General features: G+C 45.5%; 14 protein-coding genes. 2 read left to right on the forward strand and 12 right to left on the reverse strand.

Annotated features, from left to right (window positions below; genetic code table 11):
- Window positions 1–72 precede the first annotated feature (72 nt).
- Complete coding sequence (locus tag CIK88_RS07545) at window positions 73–870, reverse strand: hypothetical protein (RefSeq protein WP_094390574.1); 798 nt, start codon at window positions 868–870, stop codon at window positions 73–75.
- Between the two features lie 176 nt (window positions 871–1,046).
- Here CIK88_RS07545 and CIK88_RS07550 point away from each other — a divergent pair, with 176 nt between their 5' ends.
- Window positions 1,047–2,309, forward strand: a complete 1,263-nt coding sequence (locus tag CIK88_RS07550) for a DUF4861 domain-containing protein (protein WP_094435571.1) — start codon at window positions 1,047–1,049, stop codon at window positions 2,307–2,309.
- On the opposite strand, the gene CIK88_RS07555 is transcribed toward CIK88_RS07550, so the two are convergent.
- Together CIK88_RS07555 and mtaB are read right to left on the reverse strand one after the other, a co-directional pair.
- A complete protein-coding gene (locus tag CIK88_RS07555) occupies window positions 2,291–3,310 on the reverse strand; it encodes a glycosyltransferase family 2 protein (RefSeq protein WP_094435573.1) in 1,020 nt (339 codons plus the stop codon). The genes CIK88_RS07550 and CIK88_RS07555 overlap by 19 nt on opposite strands.
- 38 nt (window positions 3,311–3,348) lie before the next feature.
- A complete protein-coding gene (gene mtaB / locus CIK88_RS07560; protein ID WP_094435575.1) occupies window positions 3,349–4,731 on the reverse strand; it encodes a tRNA (N(6)-L-threonylcarbamoyladenosine(37)-C(2))-methylthiotransferase MtaB in 1,383 nt (460 codons plus the stop codon).
- A gap of 931 nt (window positions 4,732–5,662) precedes the next feature.
- Here mtaB and CIK88_RS12460 point away from each other — a divergent pair.
- Window positions 5,663–5,827, forward strand: coding sequence for a hypothetical protein (locus CIK88_RS12460; RefSeq protein ID WP_173815123.1), 165 nt, complete (start codon window positions 5,663–5,665; stop codon window positions 5,825–5,827).
- A gap of 106 nt (window positions 5,828–5,933) precedes the next feature.
- On the opposite strand, the gene CIK88_RS07565 is transcribed toward CIK88_RS12460, so the two are convergent.
- The 9 genes from CIK88_RS07565 to CIK88_RS07605 form a co-directional block, all read right to left on the reverse strand.
- Window positions 5,934–7,595, reverse strand: a complete 1,662-nt coding sequence (locus tag CIK88_RS07565; RefSeq protein ID WP_094390578.1) for a putative transporter — start codon at window positions 7,593–7,595, stop codon at window positions 5,934–5,936.
- Window positions 7,596–7,895: 300 nt separating this feature from the next.
- The gene (locus tag CIK88_RS07570; RefSeq protein ID WP_094435577.1) at window positions 7,896–9,332 is read right to left on the reverse strand and encodes a DUF6057 family protein; all 1,437 of its coding nucleotides are present in this window, start codon (window positions 9,330–9,332) and stop codon (window positions 7,896–7,898) included.
- Window positions 9,329–10,798, reverse strand: a complete 1,470-nt coding sequence (locus CIK88_RS07575; protein ID WP_094390580.1) for a PD40 domain-containing protein — start codon at window positions 10,796–10,798, stop codon at window positions 9,329–9,331. The genes CIK88_RS07570 and CIK88_RS07575 overlap by 4 nt, the downstream gene beginning before the upstream one ends.
- Before the next feature lie 158 nt (window positions 10,799–10,956).
- Window positions 10,957–13,209 (reverse strand): endo-1,4-beta-xylanase, encoded by a 2,253-nt coding sequence (locus CIK88_RS07580; protein ID WP_094435579.1) that lies wholly within the window; start codon window positions 13,207–13,209, stop codon window positions 10,957–10,959.
- A gap of 31 nt (window positions 13,210–13,240) precedes the next feature.
- Window positions 13,241–14,281 carry a DUF5627 domain-containing protein gene (locus tag CIK88_RS07585; protein ID WP_094390582.1) on the reverse strand — a complete coding sequence of 347 codons (1,041 nt, stop codon included), beginning with the start codon at window positions 14,279–14,281 and terminating at the stop codon, window positions 13,241–13,243.
- 32 nt (window positions 14,282–14,313) lie between these two features.
- Window positions 14,314–16,113, reverse strand: a complete 1,800-nt coding sequence (locus tag CIK88_RS07590) for a RagB/SusD family nutrient uptake outer membrane protein (RefSeq protein ID WP_094435581.1) — start codon at window positions 16,111–16,113, stop codon at window positions 14,314–14,316.
- A gap of 25 nt (window positions 16,114–16,138) precedes the next feature.
- Complete coding sequence (locus CIK88_RS07595) at window positions 16,139–18,937, reverse strand: SusC/RagA family TonB-linked outer membrane protein (RefSeq protein ID WP_094390584.1); 2,799 nt, start codon at window positions 18,935–18,937, stop codon at window positions 16,139–16,141.
- Between the two features lie 31 nt (window positions 18,938–18,968).
- The gene (locus CIK88_RS07600; RefSeq protein ID WP_094435583.1) at window positions 18,969–20,882 is read right to left on the reverse strand and encodes a RagB/SusD family nutrient uptake outer membrane protein; all 1,914 of its coding nucleotides are present in this window, start codon (window positions 20,880–20,882) and stop codon (window positions 18,969–18,971) included.
- An 11-nt stretch (window positions 20,883–20,893) separates the two neighbouring features.
- Window positions 20,894–24,004: a TonB-dependent receptor gene (locus tag CIK88_RS07605; RefSeq protein ID WP_254046870.1), complete on the reverse strand. Its 3,111-nt coding sequence runs from the start codon at window positions 24,002–24,004 to the stop codon at window positions 20,894–20,896.
- Between the last annotated feature and the right edge of the window lie 118 nt (window positions 24,005–24,122).

Below are 24,122 nucleotides of genomic sequence, written 5' to 3' on the forward strand. Positions count from 1 at the left end.
AAGAAAAGGGCACAAATAAAAACTATGGGATTCTAAAGTACAAAGGGCAACCATCTAAAGAAACGTGGTTGCTCATTCCACGATAGCATCGTGACTGTTGAGCAACTGCTGAATAGACTTGTGTCGATTAGACTTCATATAGCGATCTATTGCATCAACTTCTGGATTACGAAAAGCACGCCTTCCAACAATCTGATTAGCAACCCATTGAATTTTTCCAGCACGCAGCTCACGATGTATTTCCGCTTTGGTCAAGCCATCAGGTGTTGGGAACATACTCAAAATATAGAATGCCACACAATCGGGAACTATCATCTGACGAGTCATCATCGCACGCTGCGCGTCAGAATAATGCTGCAGATAAAATGGATAGTCGGCACCTAAATACTTATCGAGCGAGACACCAACCATATTGCTATCTACTACTATGCTCTGGTCAAAAGAACCAATCTGAGTATAGATGGTAGGAAGCACGATATCGGGAAACTCTTTTCTCATGCGCTTGAAAGCCTTCTGCAAGTCATGCGACACATCATCAAGACTGGCAAACTCCACCTGTACATCTGCCAACAAGCGCTGAAGCGTAGAATCGCAGAAGAAATGGCGGAAACGTTGGTTGATGCCAACATCATTCACATGGCCTATATGCAACACATCCTCTATCAACATCCGAGTTTGACCAGGATAGTCGGATTGCATCTGCTGCAAAGCGGAATAATCGCCAGTGGTCAGATAAAGCATCTCAATACGATCATATCGGTCTATCAACGACTGGTCATGCCCCATTTCAGTATCGCCCGATTTCAGGCGCCACTCGCAACCGAGGCATATCAGCATCACAACCGACAAAAGTATATAAGTTTTCCGCATTGATATAAAAAAGGCCGTCTTTGTAATATTATATAATGTTAAAATACACCGCAAATTTACTAAAAAATATTTTATATTCCAAGTTTTAAGCAAAAAAAAGATAAAAAACAAGGTAAAAAGGCTAATTTTGCACAAGAAAAACTAATCAGAAAACAAACATAAGAGATTTTCGGTATATGAAACGTAAAATAGCAACTATTGCCCTCTGTGGCTTGTCTTGCTGTGTACTTATGGCACAGAAACAATTAGACATTACTGTAAAAAACACCATGAAGACGGAGCGTACCGCCCAACCCATCGTGATTAATCTTGCTCCATACGGTACTGACATCCGTCAAGCCATCGTTAAAATGAACGGGCAGGAAATTGCATCTCAGCTGGACGACCTCAATGGTGACGGCTGTTACGATGAACTCTGTTTCATGGCAGATATGCCAAAGAAATCTACGACAACCTACAACGTAGAACTGCTCAACAGCGGAAAACCAAGAAAATACAAGCCTCTGGTGTATGCTGATATGATACTGCTCAACAAGAAAGTAAAGTCCAACAACGAGCAAAACCTGTTTATCAGCAGTCTGACCGTTGAGAACGGCACAAACCCTTACTGGCAGATGCATCACCACGGACCAGCCTTTGAAAACGAGTTAGTGGCTTATCGCATCTATTTCGATCATCGTCAGACCGTAGATCTCTATGGAAAATACCGTAAGGGACTGGAACTGAAGGAAACACAATTCTACACCAACAAGCAGCAAAAGGAGGCAGGCTATGGTGACGACGTGCTCTGGGTGGGTAACACATTTGGACTGGGCACTATGCGCGGATGGGACGGACAGCAGCCTACCCTGTTGGAGGATGTGGATCATCGCACAGAACGCATCATCAGCTACGGGCCCTTACGCACGATAGTAGAAGTGGTGGACGATGGTTGGAAAGACAAAACGGGCAACAACGCTTTCCATCCCTATCCTATAACGATGACCACACGCTACACGCTCTATGCTGGTCGCCGAGACTGCCAAGTTGATGTATTTTTCAGACAAGCAGTTGCCAACCATCAATTTTCTACAGGTATCATCAATATAAAAAACTCAACGGAATATTCCGATCATGAGGGACTACGCGGTTGTTGGGGTTCTGACTGGACGGTATCTGCCAAAGATTCTGTAGGTCATAAGCGCGAAACAGTTGGATTGGGCATTTGCCTTCCCATGAAACATGTTGTGAGCGAACAGCCTGCCAACAAAGACAACTATCCTTATGTCATCGGCGGTATCGATAAGGCCATGCGCTACTATATCACGTTCGGTTCTGACAACGAGACCTTTGGCTATCATTCTGCCAAAGACTGGTTCGACTATCTCCAGTTGTGGAAGAAAGACCTCATGAATCCCGTTGTGGTAACGGAAAAGCTCCGTCAAACAAAATCCGAATAACGTTTGCGCCCTTTGGCATAATACTGCCAAAGAATACTAAACGTACAAGTATCCGTCAGGCTGGCAGAAGTTCTGCCGGCCTGAATTGTTTTACGGTCTTCTGCAAAATCCTTACGCCAACGGCGGAAGGCATGGCGTGCACGATAAACAGCCAGGAACTCGCTGACATTACGGTCAAGCAGGAGCGACTTCCATGCAGCCACATAGTCAAGCACCCAACGTATCAGCATCACCTTGTGAAGCTGTTTATCGGGCAGACATTTATAAAGCATGGTAAGATTATTGCGGAAATTGAGGAAGGTCTTCATGGGATTGCCCTTAGGGAGCGTTCCTCCTCCCACATGATAGACGTAACTCTCTGGCAAGCAATATATCTTTCGTCCGCTAATACGCAATCGCCAACAGAGGTCGATTTCCTCATTATGCGCAAAGAAACGACCGTCAAGTCCGCCCACAGCCCAATAGTCGGCAGAACGAATCATCATAGCAGCACCTGTTGCCCAATGTATTTCCTGCCGGAAATCATATTGTCCGTTATCCTGTTCTACCGTCTCGAACACACGTCCGCGACAGAAGGGATAACCATAACAGTCGATGAAACCTCCGCTTGCTCCAGCATACTCAAATCGGTCGCGGTCATAGATGGAAAGGAGCTTAGGCTGACAGGCTGCCACTTCAGGATGTACATCCATAAACTCGATAAGGGGTGTCAGCCAATGATGGGTCACCTCAATATCAGAGTTGAGCAGCAGATAATACTCTGCGTCTATCTGTTTCAACGCTTTATTGTAGCCTTCAGCAAATCCCCAGTTTTTATCAAGAGGAATGGTTCTGCACGATGGAAACTCGCTGGCAAGCATAGCGAGCGATTGGTCTGTCGAGGCATTATCTGCCACATAGATTACAGCTTCATCCTTGGAGTATTGTAGAACGGAAGGCAGATATTGATGCAACATTTTCTGTCCGTTCCAGTTGAGAATAACAATTGCCAGTTTATCCATCTTTTGCGGGTTGTGATATTGAGTTGTGATGTTCTTGTTTATTTTAATGTAACACGTAGGGCACTATGATCGTGATTGAAGTCGCCAAGTCTGACGGTCATCAGCTGGTTGTCATATTCCTCACGTGCTTCTGCGGCAGGAAGTTCCACACGAACGTAGTTTTTGGTGAATCCATGCATGGCTTTGCCTCGTGGTGCCTTTTCAAACAGAACTTCGGCTGTAGTGCCAATAAACTGGCGATAGAAATTTTCGGTCTTCTGATCGGAGAGTTCCAACAGTCTTCTACTACGCTCACGCTTATCTTGATCGCTGACCACATAGGGAATGGAGAGTGCCGATGTTCCAGGACGCTCTGAATAAGGGAACACGTGAAGCTGGGTAACATCAAGCGATTGCAGGAATTCAAATGTTTCCTCAAAGCATTCTGGTGTTTCGCCTCTACACCCCACCATAACATCCACACCGATAAAAGCTTCAGGTGTTACTTCCTTGATGCGATGTATCTTATCGGCAAAGAGTTGACGGTCGTAATGGCGGTGCATCAATTTCAATACCATATCACTTCCACTCTGTAGCGGTATGTGATAATGGGGCATGAAAGCACGACTCTGAGCACAATAGTCGATGAGTTCATCGCTCATCAAGTCGGGTTCAAGACTACTGATACGGTAACGTGAGATTCCTTTCACTCCATCCAATGCCTTAACCAAATCTACAAAGCTTTCACCGGTAGTCTTTCCAAAGTCTCCGATGTTCACACCAGTCAACACAATTTCCTTGCCGCCTTCGGCAGCTGCCTGCTCTGCTTGTTCCACCAGAGAGGCGATGGTTGGATTGCGGCTGAAGCCACGTGCGTATGGAATGGTACAATAGGTGCAAAAATAATCGCAACCATCCTGTACTTTCAAGAAATAGCGAGTGCGATTGCCTCGTGAACAACTGGGTGCAAAACTCTTGATATCTTTGGTTTTCTGCACAAAATAGTGGCCTTCTCCGGATTTAGTCTTTTCATCCTGCCCATCGGAAACAGAAATATCGGCTCTACCCAACTCTTCACCCCATTTCTCTGAGAGGAACTGGATGAGTTGCGCCTTCTCGTTAGCACCAAGCACAAGACTTACCCCTTCTATTTCACTCACCGTTTGAGGTTTCAACTGAGCATAACACCCCGTAACGACAACAAAAGCACCAGGATTCTGGCGCACCAAACGATGAATTGCCTGACGGCATTTATGGTCGGCAACCTCCGTAACAGAGCATGTATTAATGAGACAGAGGTCTGCCCGTTCACCTTTCTGTGCTGTTGTCACTCCCATATCATGGAGCATCTTTCCAAAAGTCGATGTTTCAGAAAAGTTCAGTTTACAACCCAAAGTAAAATAGGCGGCTCGTTTACCTTGAAATGCCGATGTATCAATCATACCTTATTTATATATATTACGTTTTCTCGTGCAAAGGTACGATTAAGTGAGTAGAATACAAAAAGAAAATTAAGTTTTTCTTTTGGATTATCGAACGTGAGTACCTAAGACCGACAGGTCAAAGGTACGATTAAGTGAGTAGAATACAAAAAGAAAATTAAGTTTTTCTTTTGGATTATCGAACGTGAGTACCTAAGACCGACAGGTCAAAGGCACGATTAAGTGAGTAGAATACAAAAAGAAAATTAAGTTTTTCTTTTGGATTATCGAACGTGAGTACCTAAGACCGACAGGTCAAAGGTACGGTTAAGTGAGTAGAATACAAAAAGAAAATTGAGTTTTTCTTTCTACATTCCATTCTCCGGACCCTAATTAAGCACTTCCAATAATTACTATACCTATCTTATACCGTCGGGATGAGTTCGGGATGTCTTCGGGAACTCAGTTCCTATAGGCACACAGCCTATTTACCACGTCAATCCCAAGTAAGTCATAAGTAAATCCCAAGCAAGTCCCATAACTGACGGACGATAATAGGAACACGATGGGAGAACAAAAGTAAGTAAGAGAGAGACGCAACCTACACAAAACTGCTAATACAGGGATAGTAAAAAGCGATATAAACGGCGCTTTCTTGGTTGATGATTGCCTAAATTGCCCATAGAACGGCAATTTAGAGGCAAATTGGGTAAAAGACAATGTGCTCAAGTAAATGCAAAAAACGGGTTTTTCGCTGTTTTTTAAGAAATGCGCCAAGATTATCCAAATTTTAACATTTCGTATATACCTGTATATCAACACTTTGCGAAAAAGTTACAAAACAACACTAAAAAAAGTCTTAAAAAAAAGAACAACGTATTGAAAAAATGCCTACCTTTGCAACGTTTTAATAAACAAATGATTGTTTTACAGATTTAAAAAGCAAAGAAAAATGAAAAAATTGGTATTTATGTTCGTAGCTATTGCAGCTATCTCTTTCGCATCATGTGGTAACAAAGCTCAGACTGCTGAGGTTGACACCGATTCTGTAGCTGCTGTTGACAGCGTTGCTGACAGCACTGCAGTTGATAGCGTTGCAACTGATAGCGTAAACTAATTCGCTACGAATTGAGAGAAAAAGCCGCTAGACGAGAGTCTAGCGGCTTATTTTTTGTCCTTATGCAACAAAAGGGAAAAGTTCTACTTCACCTTTCCCCTACGTTCTAAACCATAAACATGATAATCACCTGAGCAATTATCACTCTTACAAACATACCGAGAGGATAAACCGAAGTATAGGCCACGGCAACATGTTCGCCCTCAATGGTCTCGTTGGCATAACCCAACGCCATGGGGTTTGCCATCGAACCACAGAGCAGACCACATATAGTACCGAAATCAAATTTCTTGGCCTTCAGGGCAATAATGCCTATGATAAGAAGTGGAAGCATAGTAAGCAATAGACCAACTCCTACCCACAGTAAACCTTCAGGACGTATGATGGTTGCAAGGAAATCCTTACCGGCAGCCAGGCCCAGACAGGCCAGATAAAGCGAAAGTCCCAACTTGCGCAACATGAGCGACGCCGACCGCGTAGTATAACTAATGAAATGTACACGAGGCCCCAAGGCACCTATCAAAATTCCCATAATAATCGGACCACCGGCAATTCCAAGTTTCACAGGAGTACTCATTCCTGGAATAGAAAACGGAATCATTCCTAAGGCAAGTCCCAACAGTAATCCGAAGAAGATGGCTCCGAGATTAGGTTCGTTGAGCACTTGTACTGCGTTACCTAAGAAAGCTTCTGCATGGTCAAGATTATCTGGAGTACCAACCACGGTCACTCGGTCACCATATTGCAAATGGAGAGCATCGGTAGCAAGCAGTTTGATATCGCCACGCATCACACGACTCACATTAACCCCATAAGTCTGTCGGATATGGAGTGAACCGAGCGTTCTACCATTGAGTTTTACTTGTGTCATGACAATTACACGACTCTCCACCGATGAATCTATAGAGTTCCAGTCTATCTGCTCCCTATTCCAGTCTTTCACTACGCGTTTACCAAAGAGAATATCCATGGCAGACACCTCATCACGTTTAGTCACCACAAGCACATTATCACCTATTTGTAATTCGGTAGAGGCAATAGGTACTATCACACGGTCTCCACGCCATATGCGCGAGATAATAAACTGACGGTGTGTCATCTGCGATATTTCAGCAATCGTTTTACACGAAATGGCAGGATTCACCACTTCATACTGCCCAACAAATGTCTGGTCTTCATCATCTTTATTATGAGGTTGCAAATCTTCCGGTTTGACAAAGAATTTTCGCAACAGAATCATAACAAATATCACACCAACCACACCAAGCGGATAGGTCACAGCGCAACCCAGTGCAGCACCGCTATGCGACAGATGGGCATTGGAAAGTGCCTGTTGGGCTGCACCAAGTGCCGGAGTATTGGTGGTAGCACCACAGAGGAGTCCGACCATATCAGGTACTGAAATGGGCAATACCAGACATAACGATAGCGCCATGACCGTGCCAAGCGCAATTACTCCCATACTCCATATATTGAGTTTCGTACCTTCGTGACGCATCATACCAATAAAGTTGGGACCCACATGCAGTCCTAAGGCATAAACAAATAGCGACAAGCCGAATGTCTCAGCAAATGTCAGCATTTGTTCGTCAGCAGAAAAATGCAGGCTTCCTGCCACAATACCTATAAAAAACACAAAAGCCATGCCTAGCGAAATGCCTCTGATATGAATTTTACCAAGGGCAAGTCCTAAAGAGGTAATGAGCGACAGCACCACTACAGTCTGTACTGCTGAGTGTATAGTAAAAAGACTTTCAATCCATTCCATTTTTTGTTGTTCTTTTAACGAGTAGTTTTCTTATTTATTCTCTGTTTCTTGATATTCCATACGCTATTTTCCCCCCATATCTATTCTGCCTCACAATAATCAAGGCATGGGTGAAAAGAATTCTTATGCAAAGATAAACAAAAAGTTTGAATTACTCAACATTAAGCCTCAAAATACCAATAAGAACTGGTACGAATGAAAAAATAAACACAAACCCCAAATCGGTCATCAGAAAAAGTTGTCTTGCGAATTCTAACGACCGATTTGGGTTAAATTCAATCTAAAACTTCATATTCTCTTTTAAAAGAAATATGCCCAGAAAGAATTAGGGAGCAAGTTGGGAAGTTGCGATTTCTGTCCACTGTTGAGCAATTTCATCACATTCTGAAAAGCATCCTGCGTCTGCTGACTAATCTTGTAGAGTTGCATCACCTCGGGTTCTGAGGCCGCTACCAACATCAATGCCTGCTCATAATAGGCAGGAATAGGTTCTCCGTGCGCATATTGTCGTTCAGCAATAACCTTAAAGGCTGGATAAAACTGATTACCGTCTTTATTGGCCAATAGAGCGCAAAGCAGCACATCTGCATATTTCCGTTCTGTCGGATAGCGGTCTGCCATAGCTACCATAGCTACCAGAAGATCAGCAGAATAGAATTGATCCAACCGTTGTTCATAGTCGGGCTTAGCATTTTTAATGGCTTCCAACTGCGGACGACGTTCTTCTGCCCATGACTTCATCACGGTCGAATGACTCAATATATCAAGGTATTTCTTTGCCAACGGATAGTTTTTTATTTCCAAATTGGTTACTGCCAATCGTCGAAGTACATTAAAACTGGTACCGAAGGTTGATAGTATCTGCTGTTGAAAACTCTGTCTAACAACCTCATTGGGCATATTCATCGAACGGAAAAACAGGCTATTGAAATGGCGGCAGAGCGGTTCGTCATGATCTTTGAAGATAAAGTCCTCCGCAGATGTCACGCCATAGAGGAACATCTCTTTGTTCAAACGTCCCTTCTCTATCAAAGCCAGTAAGGCAAATCGTCTGGCTATAAAACTCTCTTGTGCAACCCCAGGAGGTGTAAGTTCCAGTATTTCATCCCATTGCCGGTCTTCTGCAAGACATTCCAACTGACAATAGAACGCATGTATATTGTTGGATTTATCTTTATAACCAAGTTGATAGACCGAAACCAATAAGAGCATTAACGTGGCCACCACAGCCACATAACCATTCGAGATAAATGACGGGAAATGGAATATTCTGCGATTTTTTAGTGTTAGGATGAATACTATCAAGGCTACGCCCCATGAAACCAATACGGCAGTAAGTGTCTTGTCCAATTCATTATCCCAGAACTGGCTGCCCACAACATAGACCACAGGAATCATGGCTATCCACAAGAGTTTACGCGATTCCTTGAAAAGGCGCACCACAACAATAGCTGCAGCCAGAAACACCATGACAGGAAGCAATGCCTGAACAGTAGCACCTACTACTGGATAATAATAGAACTGTATCAGCCAGGCTCCAACAACCTTCAACACGTCTCCTGGCATTACCGCACCAAGGAATATCATGTCAGACGAAGAACTATAGAAAGTATAATTCTCCATCCATTTCAGGACATAATAAAAATTATTATACCATACGAGCCAAAGGCTTACAAAGAGAGCAAGGGCAGACAAAGCCATTGCCACAGATGTTGATATTTTGGGAATTTTCATCATTGTATCAGTTTATCGGGACAACGAAATAGTTCTACTACCTCTTGGGGCATTTCCACCCTGCCATCCACAAAGTCAGGAATATTATATGATTTCAATCGCAGCGTATTGCTGCGCGGATCTTTCTGTGGCAACAAGAAAGGCTTGTGTGCCTTGCCATTAGCATCGAGGTAACCGAAATATACACGAGTATAACGACCATCAAGACGCCGGCTGGCAATCATTGCCCATCTGCTATTGGCAGACCACGCATGATAGCTATCTGTCTGATCCTTTGCATTCCACGCATCCACATCCACAGGTTTACCCGTAGTTAAATCTATCATTTTCAGGTCAGCCTCGTTGTGCCAAATAGGAAATGTGCCATAGTCCGCCAAAGTAAACAACAGGTATCGACCATCGGGAGAGATTCGTGGGAACGAAGCACTTCCTCCTTCCATACGTGCATTATATAAGGTATCGACCTGTTCTCCCAACAGTCCTGTTTGACTGTCGAAAGCCACGCGCAGGATAGAATAATGCATCTCCTTGCGCTCATCAGGAAGTTTCTTGGCAGGTGCCGAACAGAAATAGAGCCACTTACCATCGGGTGACCAAGCAGGGAAGGTCTCCATTCTTTCTTCATTGAGAAAACGATTGTCTGCAGTCACCTGATTCTCTTTAGTATCATACAATATCAAGTCTGAGGCACGGTCATAGACTTCTAGTGGCTGACGCCCCTGACCGAAGAAGGTTTGGTTGGTGGTGTTCGATGAAAAAGCGATGTATCTGCCTTCGGGATGCCATGCAGGATAGACAGCACCTTTCTGTGGTCCCATTTTCTTTGGATCCACCTTTTTCAGTTGCCCCTGATCAAGAATTATTGTGCCACCATTCTCTCCACGGGCATGAAACATCATGCGTTTCGCTGAGCGTCGGTCGAAATGATGACAGTTGATGCAAGCACTTGTTGTAGTTTTATTAGATACGATCTCGCGCTCACAAAAACTACCAAGCTCACGTTGGTAGATGCCCATGAATTGCCATGCTTCATACCCCGGTTCTATCAGTCGATAGGCAATCCAAGGATCAATACTATCCTTTGCCACAGAAATATTAAATGGACGATAACCGATACCATCTGGATGCTTTTCATCCCAGACAGCCACCTCTACCTGCATTTTCCTTCCAACTGTCTGTTGTAACAGGTGTTTCCAGTCGTCTTCGGGAATATCAATAACTTCGTCGCCATACACAGCCAATAATTCCTTTTCCGCCACAAGGAAACGCGCCTGAATATGTTCAGCTCCTTCTATCATGAAGTTGAGTGGTGCGATATTTGATGGAATAGTCACATCAGTATAATCGGGAAAAATGCTGGGCAGCGCTTGGCTTTGTTTTGCAGGTTTACGCATACCGCCACACCCCATTAGGAATAGCAGGAAGCAACAAGCCCCCACCCCAATAATCATTTGTTTTAAATCATTCATCTATCCATAGTTTTAGACATGCAAAGATACTCAATTTTTGTCAGATAAGAGCATCTTTACACCATAAAAGTAGATAAACAAACGAGGACCGTGTCAGAGACACAGTCCTCGTGCCGGATAAACACGTTATCCTTGAAGTATTAATAAAAACTAGTTTCTTATTCTACGGTGCCTTTGCCAGCCAGACCGTCAGCATAACCAGCATAGCAATGTTTGCGGTTGTAGTTGCTGTCCCAAAGTCCAACAGGCTCGCCTGGACGCCATCCACTGTTGGCAGGAGCATCGGTAATACACCAGTTGGTGATACCGTATTGCTGTGCAGCAGGCACATACTTGAAGTATGCTGCAATAACATTCTTGTAGTATTCAGACATCTCTCTGTGTTGCTCATCAGTAAGATCCTGTGTCTTCAGCTTGTTACCGTCTGCATCCACATAACCCAGATCAAGTTCAGAGATCTTCACGAGTTTACCTGAAGCTGCAAGGATTTCGAACATCTTCACAATGTGCTGGAACTTCGAGTTGCGTGTAGCCTCGTTAGCATAGTAAGAGATGTGCATCTGCGTACCGATACCATCAATCTTAGTACCGTCTTTCTCCCATTCCTCAATCCACTTCACGAGCGAATTAGCCTTCATATTATCATCCCAATCAGACTCGAGATTATAGTCGTTGATGAAGAGTTTCAGTTCACCTTCACCACCATTCTCAGCGAAGCGCTGACGAGCCAGTTTCACAGCGGTGCGCACATAGTCAACATCACCGAGGTAATCCTGCCAATAGAAGTTGTTGGCAGCATCTTTCTCGCTCACTGTACCACGAGTAGCCGACTGCAAGTCATACTTGCCATCACCATCAAGGTCATCACCAGCAAGAGGCTCATTGACAACGTCCCATGATGTAACATAGCCGTTGGTTGCCTTCATCATACCAGTAATCCACTGATCCATAGCCCAAGTCAAGGTATCCTTCTTCTCTTCATCGGTGAGTTCAATCTTGTTGGTTTTCTCCATTACGCCCCAATGTACGTCAGCGAAATAGTAGTCAACAGCGTGATCAACCTTACCTATGTTGAGATTGAAGGCAATGGAGTGCATGGGGTTAGCATCTGTAACCTGTGAGGGGATGGTTCCTGTCATCTCATACTTCTGCCACTTGGTAGTAAAGTTGGGATTGGCAGGGAGACAAGCCCAGTGGATATAACCGCCAGGAGCACCGTGACACTGAGTAGCAGAACCGATGTTCTCGGAAGCCTTGTAGTAGAATGAAATCTTATATTGGTCACCAGCCTTCCAATTTATCTTTGGAGTATAGATGAAGAACTGAGTATCCCATTCATTTGCAGCATTAGCATTACCATGGATTACGATGCAGTTCTTACCTTCTGGACCTCCGGCAACAGCTGTTGGAGTGAATTGCCCTTTACCAGCTTCAGCCACCACAAAGTTATCCATTGACTTACCGCTTTCCATTGCGCCATTGGTGATATAGTCTTTGAAGACTTCCATTACAGGAGATTCAGAGTGAGTAATCTGAACGTTCTTGATATAGATGGAACCTACAAACTGACCAGTCTGACAGAGAACAAATCCACCATCGGCAGTGGCCACAAACTCTTTCTCAAACTCTTTCCATTCTGTATCGAAACCGAAAGAGCCTTCTGCACGACCACCCCAGCCGCCAACGCCCCAACTCATGGTACCTTGACCAGTAGCCTTGATAGTCATCTTCAACTTATAGGTATTACCAGCAACAGTGGGCAGACGATCAGCCACATGATACTGAACCATCCAGTTGTCAATAGCTTTAGCGTTGTCAATCTGAAGAGCACCTTCTACGGTGTTAACCTTGATATTGGCCTTTACCTCATCTGGAGCCCAGAAATAATAGCCAGAGGCAGTACTCCAATCTTGCTCATAGTCAATCTTATCAACCTTAGCATCTGGATCCACCTCAATTTCCTTGGCAGCTATAATACCATTGAGATAGTTATTGTTCTGCTGTGCATGCCAAGCCAGCGTATGACCATAGATGGTAATACCATTTTCTTTAGCGTTGTTGACAAAGGCTTCAACGGTACCGAAGTCCATCTTGCCATCATCTTTCACACATGAAGCGTACTTCATAGCGTTGCCCGCAGTCATCTCGTCATAGTTAGAGTTGGCCAAACGGGTCACCAGACCGTCAGCATTATAGTCAGAGGCAGCCAAAGCCACACCCAACTTGAAGTTGGGGTGCTCTGAACGGTTGACGTATGTTTTTAATGCGTCGTAGTCTGCAAGATATTCCATGCCTGCAATAGAGGCTGGTTTTTCGAAAGCATAGCCCAGCTTGTCGTCATCGACACACGAAGTGGCGAGAGCGGCAGTAGCCAGCAGCATAGCTCCTAAAATCTTGTTTGAATGTTTCATACTTTTGTTATTGTTTAAATCAGAAACCTAATTACTTTTCGAAGGCGAACCAATCGGATTTCACACCACGGTCGCGAACAACTAATGTATCCTTGGTAGCACACTTGATGCCGCTATACTCAACGGTGTAGTCAAGATAGAGCACATCGCGGTCTTTACCACCCCAACTGTTCTTATCACCTTTATCAGCATACTGGCCTGTACCAGTAGCAGTTACACCTTCTACATTCGACGATACGGTACAAGTACCGTTGCCATCGAAGTCGAGTTTCAACAAGCAATCAATATTGTTGCCGGCATTATCCTTTGCAGGACGATCCCACTGTACACTATTGATACCAAGAGTCTTAAACTGGTTGAGCACTACTTCGTCCTTCTCTACGAATCCAGCATGACGTACCACTGTTCTACCGTCAGCGTAGTTATCAACACCACGACGCAGATAGTTTGACTGGTACTTGCTGATATATTTCACAGCATAGAGCACGTAGTTCTTTGGAGCCACATCCCAGTCACCAAGGTTGGTTATTGAAGGATTCTCAATACCTTCTTTGGGTTTACCAGAGAGGATACTGTCAACACCCACAGCGCTAACCATCTTCACAGGAATCACGTAGTTGAGTTCAGTAGCTTTAGGATCGTTGAAGAAATCATCGGTCAACTGTACAGTCACACCACCGATCACCTTACCTTTAGGGATAACGATCTGATTGGCAGCAAGTTTATAATAGTTGGAAGGCATAGCCACTACAGGCTGATCTGTGCCTTTAAACTTCATACCGTCGCAAAGCGAGTTGTCAACAGCAATCTGGATAATCACATCGTTTTTGTTGTCATACACACCACCCATTGTGGCAATGATCTGACACTGGTGGTTATTGTCCAGTTTGGTATCATACTCAGGATCTTCACCCAGAGTAATGGTACGGATAGGGTTCTGTTCCCCCTGATAAGCGAAATAAGTTGTCGAATATTCGAAATCGGGGAAATCCCAATCGCCATTCTCACAAGAAGTAGAGGCAAGAGCCAGAACCCCAAGGGCAACCATCGCTTTGATATTATTCATTTTCATTGTTTTTCAGTTTTTATTAATAATGTCATTGATTACCAGCCCTTATTCTGTTGGAGCTGATCATATTTCAGGGTCTCACTGTAAGGGATAGGACCCCAGTACATATAGTCTTTGTATGAACGTGTTTCTACGTCAACCACCTCATAGTGTGCGGGGTCGCCAGTAATCTTCATACCTTTGACAGTCTCATTCAAGTCTGCCTTCCAACGACGGAGATCCCAGAAACGGAATCCTTCGAAGCAGAGTTCTATACGACGCTCGTTGTGAATCAGTTCACGCATCTTATCTTTATCGGCAGCACATTCGTTCAGATAGGGGTCGTCAACGTTGGCACAGATGCCAGCACGTTCACGGATAGCCTTCATCACATCGTATGCTGAGAAGCCCATACGACTGTCTCTTGGTCCCCATGCCTCATTAGCAGCCTCAGCAAATCCGAGGAAGAATTCTGTGAAGCGCATGAGTGGTTTGATGTGGTGTTTACCCTGCTTTGAAGTAGGATTACAGTTTACATCACCATTGAGAAGTTTACGCATGTAGTATCCAGTACGTGTTGACTCACCATCCTTCTTGTCCATAGCATTGTTGTCAGTACCATCGAAAGCAGTAACGATTTCCTTGCCACCAAACATAGACTTGTTCAGCACAATGAACTTAGCCAAACGTGGGTCGCGGTTTGCGTATGGATTCTGAGCATCATAGTTTGCTGCAGCAGCGCTGATGGGATAACCGTTTGCCATGGGGAAAGCATCGACGAGGTTCTGTGAAGGATTGATACGACCTTTACCAAACATAGTTGGTGGGAAGTTATTCTCCTCCATGCCAGAGCTTTCGCCAGCATTAGTACGCCAGAGCCATTCATTAGTATTCTGACCATTAGCGAGGTTCTTCAGAGCGTCGGCATTGGTAAACCAGTCATCACCCTTAGGATCGAGTTGTGAGACAGGATTAGAACCTAAATATTTGCAAACGTCAGCCATAGCCTTGGCAGCTTGTTCCCAGGTCACACCAGAACCTTCTGCAAAAGCAGGACTGGCTGCCAAGAGGTAAGCCTGTGCACGTACAGCTTTAGCAATGCGTGCGCTCATACGGTTCTTTGCAGTCACACCAAACACACGGTTGTACTGCGAAGCAGCAGCACCGAGTTGCTGGTATTTGGCAGGCACATCACCATCAGCATTGACGTCACCATATTCTTCAGGCAGCAATTCCACAGCCTTATTCACGTCGGCATCAATCTGAGCGATACACTCTTGGAATGTGTTACGTGGATAGTTGAACTGTGAATTCACATTCTCAGGCTCAGTCAGAATGGGCACACCCAGCAGTTTGCCATCTTCTGTCCATCCAGCGTGAGCACGGAGCAGGTGATAGATATAGAGGGCGCGCATACCATAGGCATCACCTTGGAAACGCATCTTATAGAGTTTTGACGAAACTTCGTCAGCTGCCCAAGTCACGTCCTCAGAAGTTTTGAGGAACAGGTTGATATACTGCATAGAGGCACGCAGATGCTGCCACTGGTCGAGAGGATTATTGTCCTTGCGCCATGCACCGCCTGCAATTTTACGGAATCCGTTGTTCACATCGTTTGAAACAGCATCGTCCGTAGCGGTTTCCGACCAAGGATAGCTCTCACCACCGTTACCCAAAGGATTGCTGATATAGGCATGTGCCAACAGTCCGGCAGCCCATGAAGGCATATCCTTCAGGTCTTCCTCGCCTTTAAAGTTCTCTGGAGCTGGATTGAACAAGTCATCACAGCTGGTCAACGAGAGCATCAAAGGAGCTATCATTGTTGAAAGTATTGCTACTTTTTTGAATGTTTTCATTTTTCTTTGATTTATGAGTTACTAATTAGAACGAAGCTCTGAAACCAATGTTGTAAGAGCGCATCTGAGGTGCACCACCGATGTTGGTCTCCAGAATCTTACGCTCCTTGGCAATGGTCAGCAGGTTGCTTCCACCCACATAAACGTCGATACCACGTACGAACGAACCTTCGAAGAGGTTGCTTGGAAGTGCGTATGTAATCTGTACGCGCGAGAGGTTGAAGCGATCAGTGCTGTACATCCAGAAGTCTGAATAGCGGAAGTTGTTGTCACCATTGGTAGTGGTCAGACGTGGATAAGTGGCAGTAGCAGCAGTCTCGGGAGTCCAAGCGTTGCGAACTACCTCAGAGTACTTACCTGTACCACGAACCCACCAGTAAGAGTCGCTCTTCATGGCATGGCCACCCAACCAGAGGTTACCCATTGCAAAGAAGGTGAAGTTCTTCCACTTAGCAGTAAGGTTCAGACCCATGCGGAATGGAGTGTCCCAACGTCCGAGGAATACGCGGTCGTTATCATCAATCTTACCGTCGTTGTTCATATCAACATACTTGATATCACCAGGTTTTACCTCACCGAAGGTCTGCTCAGGAGCTGCATCGATTTCTTCCTGTGAGTTGAAGAAACCATCGCTCTTCAAGCCCCAAAGTCCGTTGAGCGGACGACCAATAGCTGAGAGATAATCAAACTCTATGTTCTCGTCGCGCTTGTCGGCAGTACTCTTATACCATGTACCGCTTACACCGAGGCTCAAATCCACTTCACCGATCTTCTTGTTTCCATATACACTGAAGTCAACACCAATACGTTTGTCAATGTTGTAGTTCACATAAGGAATAATAGAAGAGGTAGGATAACCAGTCTGTGTGAAGTAGTTCGGGAAGAGCGAAGTGGCACGTGTCAACATACCATCCATCTTGCTGGTGAAGAAGTTCACGTCAAAAGTGATAAGTTTGTCGAGCAACGAACCGCGGAGACCTACAGAGAACTCCTTACGCTTTACGAAGCCCATGTCATAGTTGTCACCACGCTGGAACTCAGTAGCAGCACCGCCTTCGAGGTCACCCCATGAATACCATCCACCAGTCTGTAAGATGGTCTTATACATGAAGTATCCGTCTTCGTTATCGCTGGCAGTGATGTCGATATCCTGGTTGATGATACCACCAGATACGTTCACCATCAAATCATCTACGAAAGTATCTTTCAGCACATCCTTAGTAGGACGCCATCCCAAAGTCACTGTGGGAGAGATTGCAGCACGGTTGCCTGCAGGCAACTTGGTTGAATATGGCATAGCAGCGCTGAAGTCAAAATAGTAAGTGTGGTCGTAGTTATACGACAACTGCAAGCCGAGGTTGGCATTGGTAGTGCGATGGTAGTGACCATTGCGCTGAGTCTGCCAAGCATTGGCGAGTGCCATAGCGAACACGTTGTGTACGCCATCAAATGTACGAGCCCAATCAAACTGTCCGCTAACATTATAAGTATAGCGGTAAGAAGAATCGCTGATATACTGCTGACCGGTCTTCTTGTCTTCACCATACTGGGTGATGCTACCAATCATGTCAGGACCGTTATAGTTAGTCCAAGTTGGTGAGAAGGTAGCATAGCTGTTGCTATAACCCTGGTTGTAGGTAGAAGCATAGTCGATACCGTATTTAGCACGGAACATCAGACCCTGTGTCAGTGCAGCGAGATTTATGTCAAACTCAGTATTGAACTGGAACTGACGACTTACAAACTTGTTGTCACCTGCTGCGAAAGCATCAGCATAAGGGTTGGTGGGGTTCGACTGTGTACCACCGAAGAAGAATCCATTTTGCAGGTAGTTACTGTTCATCACCGAACCGAGCGATACTTTGTCGGTTGACTCGATGAAACTGATGGGAATCAATGGAGAAACGAGATGTGGACGCAATGTAGCGGCCTGTCCCCACCAATCAGTCTTTGCAGCGAATGCATCGTAGAAGGTCACATTAGCATCGGCCTTAGCAGACAACCAGTCGTTGAATTTCACGTCCATGTTACCACGCACGAAGAAACGGCTGGTAAAGTTGTCCTTGGTATTACCCACCTTCAACAGTTCGTTGTTGCGATAGTAACCTAAAGTAGTGTAGTACTTCACACGCTCTGTACCACCGGTAACTTCGACGATTCCCTCATAGCGAGTGGTGAAGTCACGACGATACTGGCTGTCGTACATATCAAAGTTAGGATAACGGTATGGATTCTTTCCAGAAGCGAAGTTATAGATTTCCTCGTCTGAATAGTTCTTATCATAACCGTCATTGATACGAGCTTGGTTATAGTAACTCATATATTCAGCAGATCCCAGATACTTGGGGAACGAGATGGGAGTACCAATACTCATGTCAGCATGTGCGTTGATACGGAGGTCGCCCATCTGTCCGCGCTTGGTAGTAATCTGCAACACACCCTTAGCAGCACGTGGTCCGTAGAGCACTACGGCAGCCGAACCTTTAAGCAGGGTAACTTGGTCTATTTCCTGTGGAAGCACGTTGTTGGCATCGCGAACCATTCCATCTACCACAACGAGATAGTCGCCATATCCCCAGAGACCGCCATTGACACCGCCGACCACGTTTTCGATATACTCGATACTGCTGGTGGCATAGTTCTTTTTGGCCATCTCCTTCATGTCTATTACCGACACACCGCCCATAAGGTCTTGTTTATCGACAGCGCGGAATGCCACTTGCACCTTGTCGAGCGTATCGGTCTCGGCTTCTTGGGCATAAACACCTGTTGAGCCTGCAACCAAAGCTGCACACAACGCAAGTCCTTTATATATATGTCTCATTTGTTATTCTGTTTAATCATTAATATTACCATTACCAACCAGGATTCTGGCCGAATTCAGGATACATCGTAACATCATCGATACGGAATGGCAACCAATAGTGCTTAGCCGAAAGCTTACGTGTCACGAGAACTTCCTGTCCAAAGTTGACCACAGCATTGTCCTTTGGTGCATTACCATCGAAGGGCACACTTGGATCACGGTCAAATGTCTGCTTGGTCTTGATAGTGTAAGGATAAACGGTGAGGAGTTTCCAACGACGGAGGTCATTGAAGCGATGGCCTTCGAAAGCCAACTCTACAGCACGCTCACGGCGTACTTCACTCATAAACTTCTCTACGCTACCAGTAAAGCTTGCATCAACATGAGCCACACCTGCACGGTCACGAATCACATTGATAGCATCCTCGGCAGAGAGATTGCATCCACTGGCTTTCGCTGTGGCACTTCCATAACCCTCTGCAGTAGCCTCTGCATAGAGCAGATAAACCTCTGCCAAACGCAGCCATGAGAGGTGCATGTGGAATCCCCAACCATAATCGTTATCAGCCAAGTTAGCACCGATGGGTATAAACTTATAGTTCAGATAACCAGTACGTGAGGTTGACTTCGGGTCGTTCACGCCATTACCACCATTATAGAAGTTGGCAAACTCGTAAGGACCATACTTGTCTTTATCGGCAGCCACGTTTTTGATCATCTTCACACCATCATAGACAATGTCGTGATAGAAACGTGGGTCGCGGCCTTTCCAAGGATGATGCTCATCGAAACCAGAAGCAGCGTTGACAGTTCCATCTTCGTTATAGAGAGGTTGTCCGTTAGCCATACCATAGTAGTTTACATAGTTAGCAGTAGGACAGAGAATGATACCGTCACCGTTACAGATAGCAGAGATCTGGTATGAGTTCATCTGGCGCCAGTATGAGTCAGCACCGAATGAAGGGCTACGCATGATAGCTTCGGTAGAACCAGGCATCAAGAAGTCCTTACGCTCATAGAACAGTTTGCTGTAGTCAGCAAAGTCAACAAGTTTATACTGGCACTGGCCTTTATCTACCATAGAGATCACTTCACCGAGCGCATCGGCAGCAATCTTACAGTAGTTGGCATCATAAGTGCGCAAATCGTTGTCTGTTCCATTGACCATCAGTGGGCTACCGGCATAGAGGGCAGCTTTACCAAGATATGAGAGTGCCCAGATCTTGTTAGGACGGAAGATGTTGTTACCCTTGGTAGGACGACCAGTATCGGTATCATCCCAATTGACAGGCAACAGTTTAGCGGCTTCACGGAAGTCTGCAATCATGTGGTCTGCACACTCCTGATAGCTCATACGTGGAAGTCTGAACTGCTCCTGTGGATTGAGAGGTTCAGTCATGTAAGGCAGACCTCCCCAATAGGTAGTCAGTTCGAAATAGAACCATGCACGGAAGAAGAGCAACTGACCTTTGATAAAATTGCGTTGTTCCTGAGTAGCATCAGTGAGCATACCATCTTCAAGGGCCTTCAGACCGATGTTTGCCTGACGGATGGCATACCATCCACCACCCCAGAGTGACTTCTTGAAACGGTCGTCTTGGTTGGAACCCTGATCAATAGACCAGTCACGGTCCAAGAAAGTACTACCGTTTTTACCCGAACCGTAAAGGAAGTCGCGGTATGAACCTTTATCAACTGAGTAGCCAGCCAGATATTCGCCGGCACCGGTAGTGATGATTTCATCTTCTCCCCAGTTGAATGAGCTTACCCAGTAGTGCTTGGCAACATCGGGGATGACGTTATACATCACCTCGACATATCCCTGGAAATTCTTGAAGTTCTTGAAGGCGTCTTCTTTCGACAACACGGTCTGCTCATCACGATCCAGATAATCGGTACATGAGCTGAGTCCGAGTGTCATGCAGAAAAGTGCACCAAGAACATATATAAATGTTTTCTTCATTTTCTTTGCGTTTAAAGTGTGATTTTGAAACCTAAGTTGAAACGCTTCTGAGTAGGATAAGCACTCCATCCACCGGTATTTGACTCACGGTCGTCTGGCATATCAGTCCAGAGGGCGAGGTTGTTACCGTTGACGAAAAGCTTCAGACTCTGAAGTCCAAGTGAGTGGAGCCATTTCTCCTTAGAGAAGGTGTAGGCGATTTCTGCATATTTCAGACGGAGATATGAACCGTCGAACATGAAGCGTGTACCATCTGTATATGGGCTCTTCTTAGTCAGCCATCGTGGCAGGGGCACATCACCGTTCTGGTTTTCCTTAGTCCAATAGCTACCTTCGTGGTAAGCGGTGTTACGTGTACCGCCGAGACTGCTCAAGCCCACTGAACGTGATACGTTGTTGGTGCCATAGAACTGTACGAAAGCAGAGAATCCCTTGAAGTCAACACCAATCTGGAAGTTACAGGTATTCTGAGGGATACTGGTGAATCCGTAAGGAATATAGTCGTTAGAGGTAATCTTACCGTCACCATCATAGTCAAGGATGATATAGTTACCGGGCATACGCTCGTCGTCGTTTTGGTCGTGAGCGGTACTACCATAGAGTTCGTCCCAGTTGTTATAGTAGCCCTTGTCAACATAGCAGTAGGTCTGACCGATACCCTTGCCAGCGTTCTTCTGGTAGATAGGTTTCAGTTCTGGGTCATCGCGGTCGATGATTTCACTCTTAGCGTGGGTGAACGATACGTTACCCCAGAGACGCCAGTCCTTATTGAGTTGTTTATTGAAGCGGATGTCAACTTCATAACCTTCACTGTTCACTTTACCCTTATTGACTGCAGGAGCACCACCGCCGAAGTATGAAGGAACGGCACGGTTGTTACCTGTAATCAAAATATCGGAACGCTTCTCCTTGAAGTAGTCGAACGATCCAGTGATCAGGCCACCGAAGAATCCGAAGTCGGCAGCGATGTCGAGCTTCTTAGCTTTCTCCCAGTGGAGGTCGGGGTTACCAAACTGTGTCTGTTGCCACCAAGTATAGGGGCTCTTTGCAGGATCCACACCTGTACTGTTCTGACGGAAGGCACCTGAGTTAGCCCAGAGGTCCATATAGAGCCAGCGCTGATTTGACACCTGGTCGTCACCGATTTCACCGTAAGAAGCACGGAACTTCAACATATCAATAATGTGCTTATCGCGAAGCACCTTCATGAACTTCTCTTCACTGATAGTCCATCCGATAGCGCCTGAGTTGAAGAATGCGAAACGGTTGTCGGGTGAGAAGAGCTCAGATCCGTTGTACGCACCGTTATACTCAATCATATATTTATGAGCATAGTCGTATGTGGCACGGAATACCCAGTTCTCACGATAGTAAGGCTGCTGGCTACCGGTAGCATACTGTTCACGGTTGAAGTTACCCATGGCACCTACGTTGTGCTGACCGAACTGACGCTGCCAGTTAACCTGTGCAGAATAGTTCAAGCGACGATATGACATCCAGTCGTTCACGCTACCAGCACCTGTTTTCCAAGCCTTGTTGTTCTTAAAGTCAAACTTGTAGTTCTTGTCGGTAGTAACATTGGTTACAATCTTACCGGTCTCAGGGTCAATCCACTGTGTGAAGTCATCCTCCCAGTCGGTGGTATCATCAATACCGCGGCCTGTTTCATTGAAGGCGTTGTCGAATGCCAAACGTACCTGTGCACGCAATCCCTTGGTGATGAAGCCGAGGTCTTGTTCCAAGGTGAAGTCGGTGTTCAAACGGTCGTTAGTAGTATAACCGATACCGTTCACGATCAAGTCCATCATAGAGTTGGTAGCAGCCTGGTCGGGGTTCGGAGCATAGTAACCGAAAGCACCATTGCTGTAGATAGGACGGAAGGCATCAGGTGAGATACCATAGAAAGCAGACCAAACGAGATTTTCATACTGACCCTGTGTAGCTTTCTTCACTGCGTGTGAACCAGAGAGGTTTACGTGCAATTTAGTTGTCTTGGTAAGATTGAAGTCCAAGTTGCTGCGCACGTTGACACGGTCGTAAGAAAATCCTGGCTCGTAACCACGCAGTGAAGGCATCTTCTTATAGATGTCACCTTCATGAGCGTAATCGACACTTGCGAAATACTTGGCAAATTTAGTACCGCCAGAGACATTCACGTTAGCCTGATACGAAACTGCGACGTCCTTCAGCAACTCATCGACCCAGTTTACGTTAGGATAACGTTCAAACTCCTCCTGGTTGGCAGGATGGCGATACTTATTAATACGGTCACGAGTCAGATAGTAAGCCCAAGCCTCAGGACGGTAGGGCAACTCAGCCTCGATTACATCATTACGCAGACTGAGCGCATCGTAAGCATCCATCATATCAGGAAGCTTCGAATAACTCTTCAGCGTAGTGCTTGCACTAACATTGACCGTAGCCTTGCCCTCTTCACCACGTTTGGTGGTAATCAAGATTACACCGTTGGCACCACGTACACCGAATACTGCTGTGGCTGATGCGTCCTTCAGCACGGAGATGGTAGCAACGGAGTTGATATCAACGCTCGACATGGGGCGCTCGATACCATCAACAAGGATAAGAGGTGCACTGTTGTTCCACGACGTCACACCACGAATGGTGATGGTTGGATCTTCATCACCAGGCTGACCAGTAGTCTGCATGGTAACAACACCAGGCAGGTTACCCGCCAAGGCCTGTCCCAAACTGGTCACACCACCGGTGCGCTCCAACACTTTCGCCGTGGTTTGCGTAATGGCACCGACCACAGACTCTTTCTTCTGTTGACCGAAACCAACAACAATTACCTCTTGCAGAGCGTTATCGTCAGAAAGTTCGATACGCAGATTGCGCTGCTTACCAACCTTCACGCTCTTGGTAACCATGCCGACGTATGAGAATTCCAGAACGGAAGCCTCAGAAGGCACGTTGATAGAGAAATTACCGTCGAAGTCGGAAACCGTACCTGAACTGGCATCTCCCTTAATTCTCACTGTAGCTCCGATGAGACTTTCACCAGAACCATCCACGATCGTACCCTTGACCGTGATTCCCTTCTGGGCAAATGCGCCCAAAGTGAAGAGCATCAGCATCGCGATCAAAGAGAGCGAACGCTTCATTGTTAACACTTGTTTACACATGTTTTTTTCATTTTTGATTCATATTTTGTTTTAGGTTGCTGAATTCACAAGCTTATTTCTGCGTACAAAGTTACGTATTTACTATAGTTTTCACTTT

It is taken from the genome of Prevotella sp. P5-50 (assembly GCF_002251295.1).
GTDB lineage: Bacteria > Bacteroidota > Bacteroidia > Bacteroidales > Bacteroidaceae > Prevotella.